This is a genomic window from Paracoccus marinus (assembly GCF_007018965.1).
GTDB lineage: Bacteria > Pseudomonadota > Alphaproteobacteria > Rhodobacterales > Rhodobacteraceae > Paracoccus > Paracoccus marinus.
Genome location: NZ_VJYZ01000010.1, coordinates 219,872 through 233,173, shown reverse-complemented (window position 1 = coordinate 233,173; position 13,302 = coordinate 219,872). Strand labels below are relative to the sequence as shown.

The window sequence follows — 13,302 nt, the reverse complement described above, 5'->3', positions numbered from 1 at the left end:
GACCTCGTGAGTTCGGGACGTTGTTCCAGATCGACCCGCAAGGGTCAAGGCGGGTGCGGCAAGGCCGCCGCCATCCGCAAATCCCGCTAGGCGGTGTTCGCGTTTCGTGCTAACCGTCGGAAAAACAAGAAGCAGTTCGAAGGGCAGGCAACAATGCGCGTCTTGGGCATCGATCCCGGGCTGGTCAACATGGGCTGGGGCGTGATCGCCGTGGACGGCTCGCGCATCCGCCATGTCGCGAACGGGATCGTGCGCTCACGCAGCACCGAACTCGCGGCGCGGCTGGCCGACCTGTATCGCGGCCTGACCGAGGTGTTCGCGGCCCACCTGCCCGATCAGGCGGCGGTGGAACAGACCTTTGTCAACAAGGACGCGGTCGGCACGCTGAAGCTGGGGCAGGCGCGGGGCGTGGCGCTGCTGGTGCCCGCGCAGGCGGGGCTGTCGGTCGGGGAATACGCCCCGAACGCGGTCAAGAAGGCGATCGTGGGCGTGGGTCACGCGCAAAAGCAGCAGGTGGAACACATGGTCCGCCTGACCCTGCCGGGCGTGGACCTTGCCGGGCCCGACGCCGCCGACGCGCTGGCGATCGCGATCTGCCACGCCCGGCACCTGCAATCGCGCAGCCTCCGCATCAAGGTGGTCGCATGATCGGCCGCGTCGCCGGGGTGATCCTGCACCGCGCCCCCGACCACGTCCTGATCGACGTGCGGGGGGTGGGCTACCTCGTCCACGTCAGCGAACGCACCGCCGCGTCGCTGCCCCCGGTGGGCGAGGCGGCGGCGCTTTACACCGACCTTCTGGTGCGCGAGGACCTGCTGCAGCTTTTCGGCTTCCCGACCCTGCTGGAAAAGGAATGGCACCGGCTTCTGACCAGCGTGCAGGGCGTGGGCGCCAAGGCGTCGCTGGCGATCCTGGGCACGCTCGGCGCCGAAGGCACGGGCCGGGCGATCGCGCTGGCGGACGCCGGCGCGATCCGCCGCGCGCCGGGGGTCGGGCCGAAACTCGCGCAGCGGATCGTGCTGGAACTGAAAGACAAGGCCCCGGGCGTCATCGCCATGGGCGGCGCGCTGACGGTGACGCTGGACCCCGCCCCCGAGGTGATCGAGGGCGACGCGCCCCCCGCCCCCACCCGCCGCGCCGCCGCCCCCCCGGCCCCGTCGTCCGCGCAGGCGACCGCCGAGGCGCTGTCGGCGCTCACCAACCTAGGCTACGGCCCGTCCGAGGCCGCCGCCGCCGTCACCGAAGCCGCCGCCGCGGAACCGCAGGCGGCCACGCCCGCGTTGATCCGCGCGGCGCTGCGGGCGCTGGCTCCCCGGCAGTAGCGTTCGAAAGGGTCACGACATGCAGGGCAACATCCGCACCTTCATCCTGATGGCCGCCATGACCGCGCTTGTCATGGCGCTTGGCTGGCTTCTGGGCGGGCGCGGCGGCGCGGTCATCGCGCTGGTGTTCGCGGGCGCGGGCAACCTGTGGGCGTGGTGGAACAGCGACAAGGCGGTGCTGCGCCAGCAGGGCGCGGTGCAGGTGGACGCGACGACCGCCCCCGACCTCGTGGCGCTGGTTGGCGGACTCGCGCAAAACGCCGGGTTGCCGATGCCCAAGGTCTACGTTCTTCAGACCGAGCAGCCGAACGCCTTTGCCACCGGCCGCAACCCGCAGAACTCGGCCGTGGCGGTCACGCAGGGGTTGATGCGGATCCTGTCGCGCGACGAGCTTGCGGGCGTGATCGCGCACGAGCTGGCCCATGTCCGCAGCCGCGACACGCTGACGATGACGGTCACCGCGACGATGGCCGGGGCGATCGCGATGATGGGCAACATGGCGATGTTCAGCAGCAGTAGCCGGGAACGCGGCGGCGCAGTTGGCGGGATCCTCGCCATGATCCTTGCGCCGCTCGCGGCCGGGCTGGTGCAGATGGCGATCTCGCGCACGCGCGAGTTCTCGGCCGACGCCGGCGGGGCCGAGATTTCGGGCAAGCCGATGGCGCTCGCCTCGGCGCTGGCCAAGATCGCGAACGCGGCCGGCCGAACGGTCAACGTCCCGGCCGAGCGCAACCCGGCCAGCGCCGCGATGTTCATCATCAACCCGCTGTCGGCGTTGAAGGCGGACAGGCTGTTCGCGACCCACCCGCCGACGCAGGACCGGATCGACCGGCTTGCCGCGATGACGGGCGCGCCGACCTCTGCCCCCGCGCAGGCCAGCCGCGTGCCCCCGGTCCGGCGCGGATGACGGCCTTTTCGTCCGGCCCCGACCCGACCCTGCGCCCCGAGCCGGTCGAGGGCGACGCCGACGACCGCGCGCTCCGCCCGCAGCGGCTGGAGGAGTTCGTGGGCCAGGCCGAGGCGCGCGCGAACCTGCGCGTGTTCATCGACAGCGCGCGGATGCGCGGTCAGGCGATGGACCACACGCTGTTCCACGGCCCGCCCGGTCTGGGCAAGACCACGCTCGCGCAGATCATGGCCCGCGAACTTGGCGTGAACTTCCGCATGACATCAGGCCCGGTGCTGGCGCGGGCGGGCGATCTTGCCGCGATCCTCACCAACCTCGAGGCGCGCGACGTCCTCTTCATCGACGAGATCCACCGCATGAACCCGGCGGTCGAGGAGGTCCTGTACCCGGCGATGGAGGATTTCGAGCTGGATCTGGTGATCGGCGAGGGCCCGGCGGCGCGGACGGTCCGGATCGAGCTGCAACCCTTCACCCTCGTCGGCGCGACGACGCGGCTTGGCCTGCTGACGACGCCGCTGCGCGACCGCTTCGGCATCCCGACCCGGCTGCAGTTCTACACCATCGAGGAACTGGACCTGATCGTCGCCCGCGGCGCGCGGCTGATGGGGATCAAGGCCGACCCGCAGGGCACGCGCGAGATCGCCCGCCGCGCCCGTGGCACCCCCCGCATCGCCGGGCGACTGCTGCGCCGGGTCGTGGACTTTGCGCTGGTCGAGGGCGACGGCCGCCTGTCGCGCGAGATCGCGGACAGCGCGCTGACGCGGCTGGGCGTGGACGACCTTGGCCTTGACGGCGCGGACCGCCGCTACCTGACGCTGATGGCCGAACATTACGGCGGCGGCCCGGTCGGGGTAGAAACCCTGTCCGCCGCCCTGTCTGAAAGCCGCGACGCGATCGAGGAGGTGATCGAGCCCTACCTGCTGCAACAGGGCCTGATCCAGCGCACGCCGCGTGGCCGGATGCTGGGGCAACTGGGCTGGCGGCACCTTGGCCTGGACCAGCCCAAGGCGGCGCAGGTGGGGCTGTTCGACGGCTGATCCCTTGATCGTTCCGCCGACCCATGCCCGAATGGCGCGCGGCGACGAGCAGGGGGATCGGTTGATGGACGACACGGAACGGCGGCTGCGGGACAGCTTCGCACGGCAGACGATGATGGCGACGCTGGGCGCCGAGCTTCTGGAAGCCGGCGCCGGCCGCGCCGTGATCGCGGCCCCGATCGCGCCCCATGTCCTGCAACAGCACGGCGCGGGGCACGGCGGCCTCGCCTTTTCGCTGGGCGACAGCGCCGCGGGCTATGCGGCGCTGTCCACGATGCCCGAGGGCGTCGAGGTGATGACCGTCGAGATGAAGATCAACCTGCTTTCCCCCGCGCTTGGCGACCGGCTGGTGGCCGAGGGCCGCGTCCTGCGCGCCGGCCGCCGGATCGTGGTGGTGGCGGCAGAGGTGTGGGCCGAGACGGGCGGCACCCGCAAACACGCCGCGACGCTCCTCGGCACGATGCTGCCGGTCGAGCCGTAGGGGGCGCCGCCTGAACGAATAACCGTTGCGGGATGGGGAACGCAGCAGGCAGCCTTGCCGGAGCGATCGGCCGTTTATATTATCACCAGGGGTTTTCCATGGCGCCACGTTCCGAACCCAAGATCAGCAGCTCGCAACCCGTCTCTCCCTTCATCTTCTCCGGCTCACCTGTTCCGGTCGTCGCCGCCGGCGTGCCGCCGATGCGGCGGATCGGCCCGGTGCTTCAGTCGGCGGCCGACAAGATCAACAACGATGACGGATATCTGGCGTCGGGCCTCTGCATGCGGCCCGAGGCGAAAGAGCACGCATATGAAAAGCTGACAGAGGACGCCAACTGGCTTTCGACGGGTGTGCTGCGCGTCGGTGCCGGAGTCGACGACGCGGTTTGCGCCCTGCCGCACCTGGTCGAAGATGTCTGGAAGGGCCACATACGGCCCAGCAGCGACCGCGACCCGCCGGGAACCGAGCCCGGAGCCTACTACCGGAACTCGCTGTCGGCGACGGGTGAAGGCATGGCCGACCTGGGCCAACTCGCCTACGAGCAGACCTCGATCGGCATGATCGACCGCCTGGCCGACGGGGCAACCGTCATCGAGGCGAAGCGCGGCAAGAGCAGCATGCAAATCGTCGGCTCGATCGCCGAAGAACTCAAGGACGACCCGCTTCGCGCGGCAGGTTCGCTCCTCACCGGAGGGGTGATGGGAAGGCTCGCTCGCGTCAAGCGAACGCCTGTGAACGAACCGCATCCGCGAGACGCGTCAGCCCCGGATTCGGCGCCGCTTCGCGAGCGGAAAAGAACCGACGAAAATCATCAGCCGCCGGGCGAGGCGCAAGCGAGGCTGCGCGCGCTGGAGCTGGATGGGATCGAGGGCGGTCACGTCGTCAGCCGCCATGGGCCGGAGGTGTCCGATGAAGCCCTGCGCGCCCGCGTCACGACCGGCTATGCGCCCGACGGTACTTGGAACCCGAGCAGATACTCGGGGCGCTTCAACACGTATCGCGATCTGTTAGAGACGCGGGATGCAGCGTTTGAAGCATTGAGGGCACAGGGCGTCGATTTGACCAAAGCGCCGGGGTTTGGCGAACTGGTTGAACATCCTGTCACTCTCAACCACGGGCGACCTATCGATCACGGGTTCTTTGCGCCGCAGGGAACTGGAAAGCACATTGTCAGCGAAAGCCCAACGGGCAAACGGAAGGCGTGGCAGGAAGCCGAGCCCGTCTCAGGAGTGACTGGTACCTTCACGCGGGTCGCTTGGAACCAAAGTGCGCAGCGATGGCAGGTAACGCAACATTTCCCTGTCGTGAAAGGGTGGAGCCAAGCAACACAGTCTTACCCGAATGGCTTGATAGAATGATCGCTGTGTCACGCTATGCCCTTCGGGAGGCGCTCGCCTTGCTCAGCAGCGAAGAAGCGATCTCCAATGGAACGCTGGCCGGCGATAGCCTGACCCCGGAGAACCCCCTGATCCGCAACACCGCCATTCTCGCGCGACGGCAGGGGGAGAACCTTGTCCGTCTGTCGCTGGAGTGGATGCTTGATGCGGCCTCTGACGACGAGATCGACGGGCTGCTGGTCAGCGTGGAGCCTGAGGATTTCAGGCCGCTGATCGACCCCTTCTACCGCGCGATATGGGGCGATCTGCCCGGCGGCCCTTCGCCCCGGATCAAGCTGTTCAGGGTTGCCGGGTCGATCGGTGATCCCGCGATCCGGTGCGCCGAGTGCCGGATGCGGCTTTATGGCGAGGTCGAGAACGACCTTCCCCGCCTGCGCGAACTCGCGATCCGGCCCGACCTCGTGGACGGAGGAGGCAACCCGCTCCCCTCGATACCTTGCGAGGGGGCAGTCATCCTCTAGCATGAACCCGGTTTCGGGTATTGAGCAATGATGACCAAGGTCGAGCGGAACGGCGGCGGTCGTGCTTGGCATGTAGCTCAGCACTTTCCCGTCGTAAGAGGCCGGGATCAGTCATCGCTTTCCTACATTCCTGAGAACCCAGGATGATCGCCATCAATGCCTTCGCCATCTTCGACACCCTGTCGCCATTGATCATGGAGACGGGGTTCGTCGAGGGAACAATCGACTTTGAAGACCTCACCCCCGATCATCCGCTGATTTACGACGTCCGCGTGAAGGCCGCCCGCCACGGCGACAACCTCATGCGTCTCGCGACCGAATGGCTGATCCGGGCGGCACCGGAAGACCATGTCGGCGCGCTGCTCACCTGGAACGATCCCGAGGACGTCATCCCGCTGTTCACCATCGCCCACGAGCTCATCTGGGGTCCGATGCCCGACGGGCCGCCGCCGCTCGTGCAGATGTTCAGGATGGCAAGCGACGGACAGACAGCGCCGACCGCAAGGTGGGCCGCATGCCGGCAGCTGCTTTACGGCGATGTTGAGAACGACCTGCCACGCTTGCGGGAGCTGGCAATTCGGCCCGAACTGGTCGACGGCCGGGGCAAGCACATGACCGATATTCCGTGCAAAGACGCGGAAAGTATCTGGGGGCATGCCGCAGGAGCCGAGAACTAGGCGCGAAGGAGGTTTCCGGCGTGACCGTGACATCGACGACCGTCTCTGCGACGCTCGGCAGGCCAAGTGGCGAGTGGTTCAGCACTTTCCGCAAGTGCAGGGCTGGGATCAGGCAACTCGTTCATACGTCGGAGGAACTTCTCATTGATCGCCATCGACAGGTTCGCGCTATTCGATGTTTGGTCCGCACTCACCGGAGAGATGGGTTTTGTGGAAGGACGCGTCTCCGAAGAAGGACTGACCCTTGAGCACGACCTGATCCGAAGCGTCCATCTTGGGGCAAGGCTGCACGGCGAGAACCTGATGCAGCTGGCATCCGAGTGGCTGATCCGCGCCGCGCCCGAGCGGCAGGTGTCGTATCTTCTTACCTGGAACGACCCGGAGGACGCCTTGCCCCTGATCGAGCTTGGCTATCGGCTGATCTGGGGCGACCTGCCGGAAGGGCCGCCGCCGCTCGTCCGGATGTTCAAGGCGCAACCGGCGCAGACCGGAGGAAACACGGCGGCGTGGAAGGCATGCCGGGCCGCGCTTTACGGCGAGACGGAAAACGACCTGCCCCGGCTGCGCGAGCTTGCCGCACGCGCCGAACTTGTCGACGGACGGGGCAGACCGTTGAACGCCGTTCCGTGCGGCGGGTCCGAGTTCCTGTGAGCGGCGCAAGCCAGGCCGCCTGCCGCTTGCTGCTTTACGGCGGCGCTCAAACCAACTCGCCGCGCCTGCGGGCCTTGGCGGTCCGGCCCGAGCTGGTCAATGGCCGGGGCGAGCCGATGTCCGGCATTCCTGCCAAGGCGCGGGACGCGTCCGGGGGGTGCTGCGCGGGCGGAGCACTAACCGGGTCTGTCAGCCAACTCTGCGATCAAGCCTCGCCATGCAAACCGGAACGCTTGGCGCCTCTCGACCTCAGCCCGTCAGCCCCTGCGGATCGGGCAGGCCGTTCACGCGGGCGGCAGCGGTCAGCGTGTTCGCCAGCAGGCAGGCAATGGTCATCGGGCCGACACCGCCGGGAACCGGGGTGATCGCGGCCGCAACCTCGCGCGCCGCGTCGAAATCCACGTCGCCCACCAGACCGGCGTCGGTACGGTTGATGCCCACGTCGATCACCACGGCGCCCGGCTTGATCCAGTCGCCCTTGACGAAATGCGCACGCCCCACGGCCGCGACCACGATGTCGGCTTGGCGGCACAGCGCCGGCAGGTCGGCGGTGCGCGAATGGGCCACCGTGACCGTCGCGTCGCTTGCCAGCAACAGTTGCGCCATGGGCTTGCCGACGATGTTCGACCGCCCGATCACCAGCGCGTGCTTGCCCGCAAGCGACCCCAGCCGGCCCTGCAGCAGCATCAGGCAGCCCAGCGGCGTGCAGGGCACCATCGCCTTCTGCCCCACGGCCAGCCGCCCCGCGTTCAGCACCGTGAACCCGTCCACGTCCTTTTCCGGCGCGATCGCGTTGATGACCGCCGCATCGTCCATGTGCCGGGGCAACGGCAGCTGGACGAGGATCCCGTTCACCGCGTCATCCGCGTTCAGCCGCCCGATCAGCGCCAGCAGTTCGTCCTGCGAGGCGTCCGCCGCCAGCCGATGCTGCCAGCCCGCCATCCCGGCTTCTTCGACCGCCCGCCCCTTTGAGCGGACATAGACCGCCGACGCCGGATCGTCGCCGACCAGCACCACGGCAAGGCCCGGCGTCACGCCGTGGTCGGCCTTCATCGCCGCGACCTGCGCGGCGATGCGGGCGCGCAAGGCGGCGGCGGTGGCCTTGCCGTCGATCAGGTCAGCGGTCATCGGGTTCCTCCAGCGCGCGGGCTTCCTGGGCGATGAAATGTTCCATCATCAGCCGCCACAGGGCCTCGGCCAGATCGGGGTCGTAGCCCGCTTCAAGGGCGTTGGCGCGGGCGTTGGCGGCGACCTCTTCGACGCGGGAATCGATGCGGGCGGGCCAGCCGATGCCCGACTTGATCTCGGCCGCGCGGTCGATCAGCCGGGTCCGTTCGGCCAGCAGCCGCGCGAGCTTGCGGTCGAGATCGTCGATCGCCGCGCGAAGGGCGGGCATGTCGGCGATGTGCGAAAGATCGTTCTGGGTCATGGCGCGTTCATTGCCCGGCAAGCGGTTCGCGTGCAACCCCGTCGGGGCCGGGACGGAGGTAAAACGAAACCCCGGCCGCGCGGGCCGGGGTCGCGGTATCGTTGCAAGGTCCGCGTGGTCAGGCCGTCGGCACCGGCGCGGGGTCGCCCTTGGGCGGGGTCACGCGCGGGATCGACTGCACGGACGGGATCGCCGAGGGCGGCGTGTCGTCGTCGCCGCCCAGCTTGTCGCCGCGGATGATCTTGCCAATCTCGTCGCCGGTCAGCGTCTCGTATTCCAGCAGGCCCTGCGCCAGCCGCTCGAACTGCTCGGACTTTTCCAGCAGGATCGAGCGGGCAACGTCGTAGCCTTCCTCGATCAGGGTGCGGACCTCTTCCTCGATCAGCTCCTTGGTGTGGGCGCTGACCGAGAAGCCGCCGGTGTTGCCCTGGTAGCCCTCGTGCGCCTCGGCGTAATCGACCGCGCCGACCTTGTCGGACATGCCCCAGCGCATGACCATCGCGCGCGCGAGCGCCGAGGCCTGCTGGATGTCGCCGGCAGGGCCGTTCGACACCCCCTCTTCGCCGTACTTGATGATCTCGGCGGCCTTGCCGGCCATCGTCATCGCGATCTTCTGCTTGGCCTCGTCCTTGTGGAAGTTCAGCCGGTCCACCTCGGGCAGCGACACCACCATCCCCAGCGCGCCGCCGCGCGGGATGATCGTGGCCTTGTAGACCGGGTCGCATTTCGGCAGCGACAGGCCGACGACGGCGTGACCGGCCTCGTGATAGGCGGTCTTTTCCTTCTGCTCGGGCGTCAGGACCATGCTGCGGCGCTCGACGCCCAGCATCACCTTGTCCTTGGCGTTCTCGAAATCCTCCATCGTGACGAAGCGGCGTCCGATGCGCGCGGCCATCAGCGCGGCTTCGTTGACGAGGTTCATCAGGTCCGCGCCGGAAAAGCCCGGCGTGCCGCGGGCGATGATCCGCAGGTCCACGTCGGGGCCCTGCGGGACCTTGCGGGCGTGGACGTTCAGGATCTTCTCGCGGCCCTTGATGTCGGGGTTCGGGACGTGGATCTGGCGGTCGAAGCGGCCGGGGCGCAGCAGCGCGGGGTCCAGCACGTCCTTGCGGTTCGTGGCGGCGATGATGATGATCCCCTCGTTCGCCTCGAACCCGTCCATCTCGACCAGCAGCTGGTTCAGCGTCTGCTCGCGCTCGTCGTTGCCGCCGCCGATGCCCACGCCCCGGGCGCGGCCCACGGCGTCGATCTCGTCGATGAAGACGATGCAGGGCGCGGATTTCTTCGCCTGCTCGAACATGTCGCGGACCCGGCTTGCGCCGACGCCCACGAACATCTCCACGAAGTCCGAGCCCGAGATGGTGAAAAACGGCACCCCCGCCTCGCCCGCGATGGCGCGCGCCAGCAGCGTCTTGCCGGTGCCGGGCGGGCCGACCAGCAGCGCGCCCTTCGGGATCTTGCCGCCGAGGCGCGAGAACTTCTGCGGGTTGCGCAGGAACTCGACGATCTCCTCAAGCTCCTCCTTCGCCTCGTCGATGCCGGCGACGTCGTCGAAGGTGACGCGGCCGTGCTTTTCGGTCAGCAGCTTGGCCTTGGACTTGCCAAAGCCCATCGCCCCGCCTTTGCCGCCGCCCTGCATCCGGTTCATCATGAAGATCCAGACGCCGATCAGCAGGATGAACGGCAGCCACAGGCTGAGCGCCGACATGAAGCCGGATTTCTGCTGGCGCTCGACCTTGACCTCGACGTCCTTGCCGATCAGGCGGTCGGCGATTTCCTCGCCCTGCGGGCGCACGGTCGCGTAGGTCTTGTTGTCGCGGCCGGTGATGCCGATCAGTTCGCCGTCGATCGTGACCGACGCGACGTCGCCGTCGTCCACCCGCCGGATGAAGTCCGAGTAGCTGATCTGCTGGCTGTTGAGCTGGGCCGTGTTCCCGCTGAACGCGTTGAACAGCGCCAGGATCATCAGAAACAGAACCACCCAGAAGGCGATGTTGCGCGCGTTGCCCAAAGGCAGGTCCTCCGCGGGGATATAACTTTGTGGCACAAGGTAAGGATTGCGGGGGTCGGTATCAATGCGACAGCAGCGACACAAACGCCCGATCGGCGCGCAATGGCGCAGCGGTGCAGCCTTCGCCGGGCGAAAGCACCGGCGCGAGCCACCGGCCCGACGGCAGGCGAACGCCCGGGGTCGATGCGGCCTCGTCCAGCGACAGACCGGATGCGCGCCAGTCGAACCGGGCCAGCATGTCGGGCGGCAGCGCGCAAACGGCGGCGCCCGGGGGCAGGCCGGTCACCCGCCAGCGCCGGTCCCAGGCGCGGCCGTCCTGTGACGGCGGTGCGCGGCGGGCGGCGGCGGGTTCGCGGATCAGCCGCAGCGCGCCCGCGCCGGGCCGCACGATCACGCCGTCCAGCGTGGCCTTTCGCCCGCGCCCGATCTCGTCCAGCAAATGCGCGAGCGGATCGCGGCGCGGCGGGTAATCCGCGCCGTTGACCCAGCGCAGCGCGGCAGCGACCAGGCGGCGGCGGATCTCGGACGGGGCGTCCAGAAGCGGGGGAAGCGGCAGGGTCAGCGAGCCGCGATCGGTCGAAAAGCCGCGCGCCGTCTCGCGCGCGGCATGGTCCAGCGCTGCGCGGGCGGATCGCAGGTCGCCCGCGGTGCGGGCCAGCGCGCCCGCGTCCAGCCCCAGCGCCGCGATCGCCTGCCGCACCCGCACCCGGTCGAACTCGGTGTTGTCGTTGCTGGGATCGTCGATCCAGCCCGCGTTGCGCGCCCGAAGCTCGGCCCGCAGGGCGTCGCGCGACACGTCGAGCATCGGCCGCAGCCACAGGACGCCGCTCGCGCGGCGCGTCGCGGCCATGCCCGACAGCCCGTCCACCCCGGCCCCCCGCATCAGCCGCATCAGGACCGTTTCCGCCTGGTCGTCGCGGGTATGGCCAAGCGCGACGGCAGCAATCCCGTGCCCCAGGGCCCAGTCCGCGATCAGCGCGATCCGCGCCGCGCGCGCCTGCGCCATCAGGTTGCCGGCCCCGGGCCCGTCCCAGCGAAGAACCTGATGCGCGATCCCCAGCGCCGCCGCCGCGTCGCCCGCCGCCCGCGCCTCGGCCGCGGATTCGTGGCGCAAGCCGTGGTCCACCGTAACTGCCCGCAGCGCCACGCCGCGCGGCGTGGCCCAGTCGTGCGCCAGGTGCATCAGCGCGGTCGAATCACCGCCGCCCGACAGCGCGATCCCCAGCGCGGGGCAATCCCCGGCAAGCCGGTCCAGCGCGCGGTGGACGACGGTCGGGGCGTCGGACGGCGGCTCAGCCGCCATCCACCGGAACCGCGCCGGGGACGGGGTCGGGGTCGGGGTCGGGGGTGGCGCCCGCGCCGACATCCAGCCCCGGATCGGCCGCATCTGCCGCGGCCTCGGGGTCGACGTCGCCTGCCGGGACCGTCGGGGCCGTCGGGCAGGTCAGCGAGGCGCGGCGACCTTCGGCGTCGGTGGCGGCGGGCGTTCCAGCAAAGCGGGCCGAAACCTCGCCCAGGTAATTGCAAGCCTGCTCGGTCCGGCCGGCGTTGGCGGCCAGCCGCCCCAGCCCCAGCAGTGCGTCCGGGGACCGGGTGCCGTTGGGATCGGACGAGAACACCTGCAGCCACGCCGCAGCCGCCCCGGCGCTGTCGTCGGCCGCTTCCAGCGCGACGCCCTGCTGCCACGTCGCCTCGATCGCCAGCGGGCCGCCCGCGTGATCGGCGGCAAAGCGCGCGAACTGGTCCGCAGCGCCCGCGGCGTCCCCCGCCCGCAAGGTCTCGGTCGCGCGGTCGAACGCCGCACGCTCGGCCGCGGTCGAGGCACCGCCCGGCGCTGCATCGGCGCCGCGCGACACGTCGCCGTTGGGGGTGGTGGACGAGGCCTGCGTGGCCAGCGCGCCGGGCTGGAACGGCATGCCGCCCAAGGGGGGCGTCGTCAGCGCGCCAAGGTCGCAGCCCTCGGTCATCTCGCACAGCCGGAACTCAAGATCGCCCAGCCTGTTCGTGCCGTCCGCGACGATCCGGTCGATGCGGTTCCCCAGTTCCTCGCTGCGGGCGGTGAGGCGGGCGATTTCCACCTCGATCGCGTTCATGCGGTCGATGGCGCTGTCGCCGCCCGCCGCCTGGAACGCGGGCGCGCCGCCAGCCCGAAGCTCGGCCCGAAGCGACTGCAGCGCGGCGGACAGCTGGTCGAGCGAAGCGCGCATGTCGGCAAGCGTGGCTGCGTCGGGGGCGGTCGGCGTGTCCTCAGCGGACGCGGGCACGGCGGCCTCTGCCGAAGGGGGCACCGCTTCGATCGCCGCATCCTGCGCCGCCGCCACGCCGGGCAGCGCCGCCAGCGCCGCGGCGCAGACGGCCCCGTGCAGCAGCCGCAGCATTACGTTCCGGCGCCCGGCTGCACCACCGTCACCACGCGGCGGTTCTGCGAAAAGCAGGACTCGTCCGAGCAGGTCGCCGCGGGGCGTTCCTTGCCGTAGCTGACGGTGCGGATCCGGTTCGCGCCGACCCCGCGCGAGATCAGGTACTCCTGCACCGCGCCCGCGCGCCGCGCGCCAAGGGCCAGGTTGAACTCGCGCGTGCCCTGTTCGTCCGAATGGCCCTGGATCACGGTCGAGAAGCTGCCGTTCTGCTGCAGCCAGTCGGCCTGCCGGGCAAGCACCGTGCGCGCGCCGTCGTTGAGCGTCGTCTGGTCGCGGTCAAACAGCACCGTATCGCCGACATTGGTGCGGAAATACTCGGCCGTGCCGTTCAGCGATCCTGCCGGCACCGCGCCGGTATAGACCGCGCCGCCACCCGCCGTTCCGGCATAGGGGTCCACCACCACCGGGGGCGGCGGCGGGGCCGCGCAGGCGGACAGGCCAAGCGCCAGCACGAGCGCTGCGGCCGGTTTTGCGGCGGACATCCGGATCGTCGTCATTGCAGCCATCCT

15 protein-coding genes are annotated in these 13,302 nt (G+C 69.7%); 9 read left to right on the top strand and 6 right to left on the bottom strand.

What is annotated here, in order from left to right:
* The first annotated feature begins 153 nt into the window (after positions 1-153).
* From ruvC to FNF32_RS06865, 9 genes are all read left to right on the top strand, one after another.
* Positions 154-648, top strand: coding sequence for a crossover junction endodeoxyribonuclease RuvC (gene ruvC, locus FNF32_RS06905; RefSeq protein WP_131672613.1), 495 nt, complete (start codon positions 154-156; stop codon positions 646-648).
* The gene (gene ruvA / locus FNF32_RS06900; RefSeq protein WP_143796544.1) at positions 645-1,322 is read left to right on the top strand and encodes a Holliday junction branch migration protein RuvA; all 678 of its coding nucleotides are present in this window, start codon (positions 645-647) and stop codon (positions 1,320-1,322) included. Before ruvC ends, ruvA begins: the two co-directional genes overlap by 4 nt.
* A 19-nt stretch (positions 1,323-1,341) precedes the next feature.
* Complete coding sequence (locus FNF32_RS06895) at positions 1,342-2,229, top strand: M48 family metalloprotease (RefSeq protein WP_143796543.1); 888 nt, start codon at positions 1,342-1,344, stop codon at positions 2,227-2,229.
* Entirely contained in the window at positions 2,226-3,266 is a 1,041-nt protein-coding gene (ruvB, locus tag FNF32_RS06890) for a Holliday junction branch migration DNA helicase RuvB (protein WP_131672609.1), read from the top strand. Before FNF32_RS06895 ends, ruvB begins: the two co-directional genes overlap by 4 nt.
* A 64-nt stretch (positions 3,267-3,330) precedes the next feature.
* The gene (locus tag FNF32_RS06885; RefSeq protein WP_185961876.1) at positions 3,331-3,747 is read left to right on the top strand and encodes a PaaI family thioesterase; all 417 of its coding nucleotides are present in this window, start codon (positions 3,331-3,333) and stop codon (positions 3,745-3,747) included.
* A 32-nt stretch (positions 3,748-3,779) separates the two neighbouring features.
* Complete coding sequence (locus FNF32_RS06880) at positions 3,780-5,105, top strand: hypothetical protein (RefSeq protein WP_143796542.1); 1,326 nt, start codon at positions 3,780-3,782, stop codon at positions 5,103-5,105.
* Positions 5,102-5,605 carry a hypothetical protein gene (locus FNF32_RS06875; protein WP_131672607.1) on the top strand — a complete coding sequence of 168 codons (504 nt, stop codon included), beginning with the start codon at positions 5,102-5,104 and terminating at the stop codon, positions 5,603-5,605. Before FNF32_RS06880 ends, FNF32_RS06875 begins: the two co-directional genes overlap by 4 nt.
* Before the next feature lie 143 nt (positions 5,606-5,748).
* The gene (locus FNF32_RS06870) at positions 5,749-6,282 is read left to right on the top strand and encodes a hypothetical protein (protein ID WP_131672606.1); all 534 of its coding nucleotides are present in this window, start codon (positions 5,749-5,751) and stop codon (positions 6,280-6,282) included.
* Positions 6,283-6,426: 144 nt separating this feature from the next.
* Positions 6,427-6,933, top strand: a complete 507-nt coding sequence (locus FNF32_RS06865; protein WP_143796541.1) for a hypothetical protein — start codon at positions 6,427-6,429, stop codon at positions 6,931-6,933.
* Positions 6,934-7,182: 249 nt separating this feature from the next.
* On the opposite strand, the gene folD is transcribed toward FNF32_RS06865, so the two are convergent.
* The 6 genes from folD to pal form a co-directional block, all read right to left on the bottom strand.
* The gene (gene folD / locus FNF32_RS06860) at positions 7,183-8,061 is read right to left on the bottom strand and encodes a bifunctional methylenetetrahydrofolate dehydrogenase/methenyltetrahydrofolate cyclohydrolase FolD (protein WP_131672604.1); all 879 of its coding nucleotides are present in this window, start codon (positions 8,059-8,061) and stop codon (positions 7,183-7,185) included.
* Positions 8,051-8,362, bottom strand: coding sequence for a chorismate mutase (locus FNF32_RS06855; RefSeq protein WP_131672603.1), 312 nt, complete (start codon positions 8,360-8,362; stop codon positions 8,051-8,053). Before FNF32_RS06855 ends, folD begins: the two co-directional genes overlap by 11 nt.
* Positions 8,363-8,480: 118 nt before the next feature.
* Positions 8,481-10,373, bottom strand: a complete 1,893-nt coding sequence (gene ftsH / locus FNF32_RS06850; protein ID WP_131672602.1) for an ATP-dependent zinc metalloprotease FtsH — start codon at positions 10,371-10,373, stop codon at positions 8,481-8,483.
* Positions 10,374-10,434: 61 nt separating this feature from the next.
* The gene (gene tilS, locus FNF32_RS06845; RefSeq protein WP_131672714.1) at positions 10,435-11,676 is read right to left on the bottom strand and encodes a tRNA lysidine(34) synthetase TilS; all 1,242 of its coding nucleotides are present in this window, start codon (positions 11,674-11,676) and stop codon (positions 10,435-10,437) included.
* On the bottom strand, positions 11,666-12,751 hold the full coding sequence (locus FNF32_RS06840; RefSeq protein WP_185961875.1) for a tetratricopeptide repeat protein: 1,086 nt from the start codon (positions 12,749-12,751) through the stop codon (positions 11,666-11,668). The genes tilS and FNF32_RS06840 overlap by 11 nt, the downstream gene beginning before the upstream one ends.
* Complete coding sequence (pal, locus tag FNF32_RS06835) at positions 12,751-13,275, bottom strand: peptidoglycan-associated lipoprotein Pal (RefSeq protein WP_131672713.1); 525 nt, start codon at positions 13,273-13,275, stop codon at positions 12,751-12,753. The genes FNF32_RS06840 and pal overlap by 1 nt, the downstream gene beginning before the upstream one ends.
* Between the last annotated feature and the right edge of the window lie 27 nt (positions 13,276-13,302).

What these genes read in the sequence shown, in the direction of transcription:
- ruvC (WP_131672613.1), top strand. Translation starts at nt 154, where the DNA reads ATGCGCGTCTTGGGCATCGATCCCGGGCTGGTCAACATGGGCTGGGGC.
- ruvA (WP_143796544.1), top strand. Translation starts at nt 645, where the DNA reads ATGATCGGCCGCGTCGCCGGGGTGATCCTGCACCGCGCCCCCGACCAC.
- FNF32_RS06895 (WP_143796543.1), top strand. Translation starts at nt 1,342, where the DNA reads ATGCAGGGCAACATCCGCACCTTCATCCTGATGGCCGCCATGACCGCG.
- ruvB (WP_131672609.1), top strand. Translation starts at nt 2,226, where the DNA reads ATGACGGCCTTTTCGTCCGGCCCCGACCCGACCCTGCGCCCCGAGCCG.
- FNF32_RS06885 (WP_185961876.1), top strand. Translation starts at nt 3,331, where the DNA reads ATGGACGACACGGAACGGCGGCTGCGGGACAGCTTCGCACGGCAGACG.
- FNF32_RS06880 (WP_143796542.1), top strand. Translation starts at nt 3,780, where the DNA reads ATGGGGAACGCAGCAGGCAGCCTTGCCGGAGCGATCGGCCGTTTATAT.
- FNF32_RS06875 (WP_131672607.1), top strand. Translation starts at nt 5,102, where the DNA reads ATGATCGCTGTGTCACGCTATGCCCTTCGGGAGGCGCTCGCCTTGCTC.
- FNF32_RS06870 (WP_131672606.1), top strand. Translation starts at nt 5,749, where the DNA reads ATGATCGCCATCAATGCCTTCGCCATCTTCGACACCCTGTCGCCATTG.
- folD (WP_131672604.1), bottom strand. Translation starts at nt 8,061, where the DNA reads ATGACCGCTGACCTGATCGACGGCAAGGCCACCGCCGCCGCCTTGCGC.
- FNF32_RS06855 (WP_131672603.1), bottom strand. Translation starts at nt 8,362, where the DNA reads ATGACCCAGAACGATCTTTCGCACATCGCCGACATGCCCGCCCTTCGC.
- tilS (WP_131672714.1), bottom strand. Translation starts at nt 11,676, where the DNA reads ATGGCGGCTGAGCCGCCGTCCGACGCCCCGACCGTCGTCCACCGCGCG.
- FNF32_RS06840 (WP_185961875.1), bottom strand. Translation starts at nt 12,751, where the DNA reads ATGCTGCGGCTGCTGCACGGGGCCGTCTGCGCCGCGGCGCTGGCGGCG.
- pal (WP_131672713.1), bottom strand. Translation starts at nt 13,275, where the DNA reads ATGTCCGCCGCAAAACCGGCCGCAGCGCTCGTGCTGGCGCTTGGCCTG.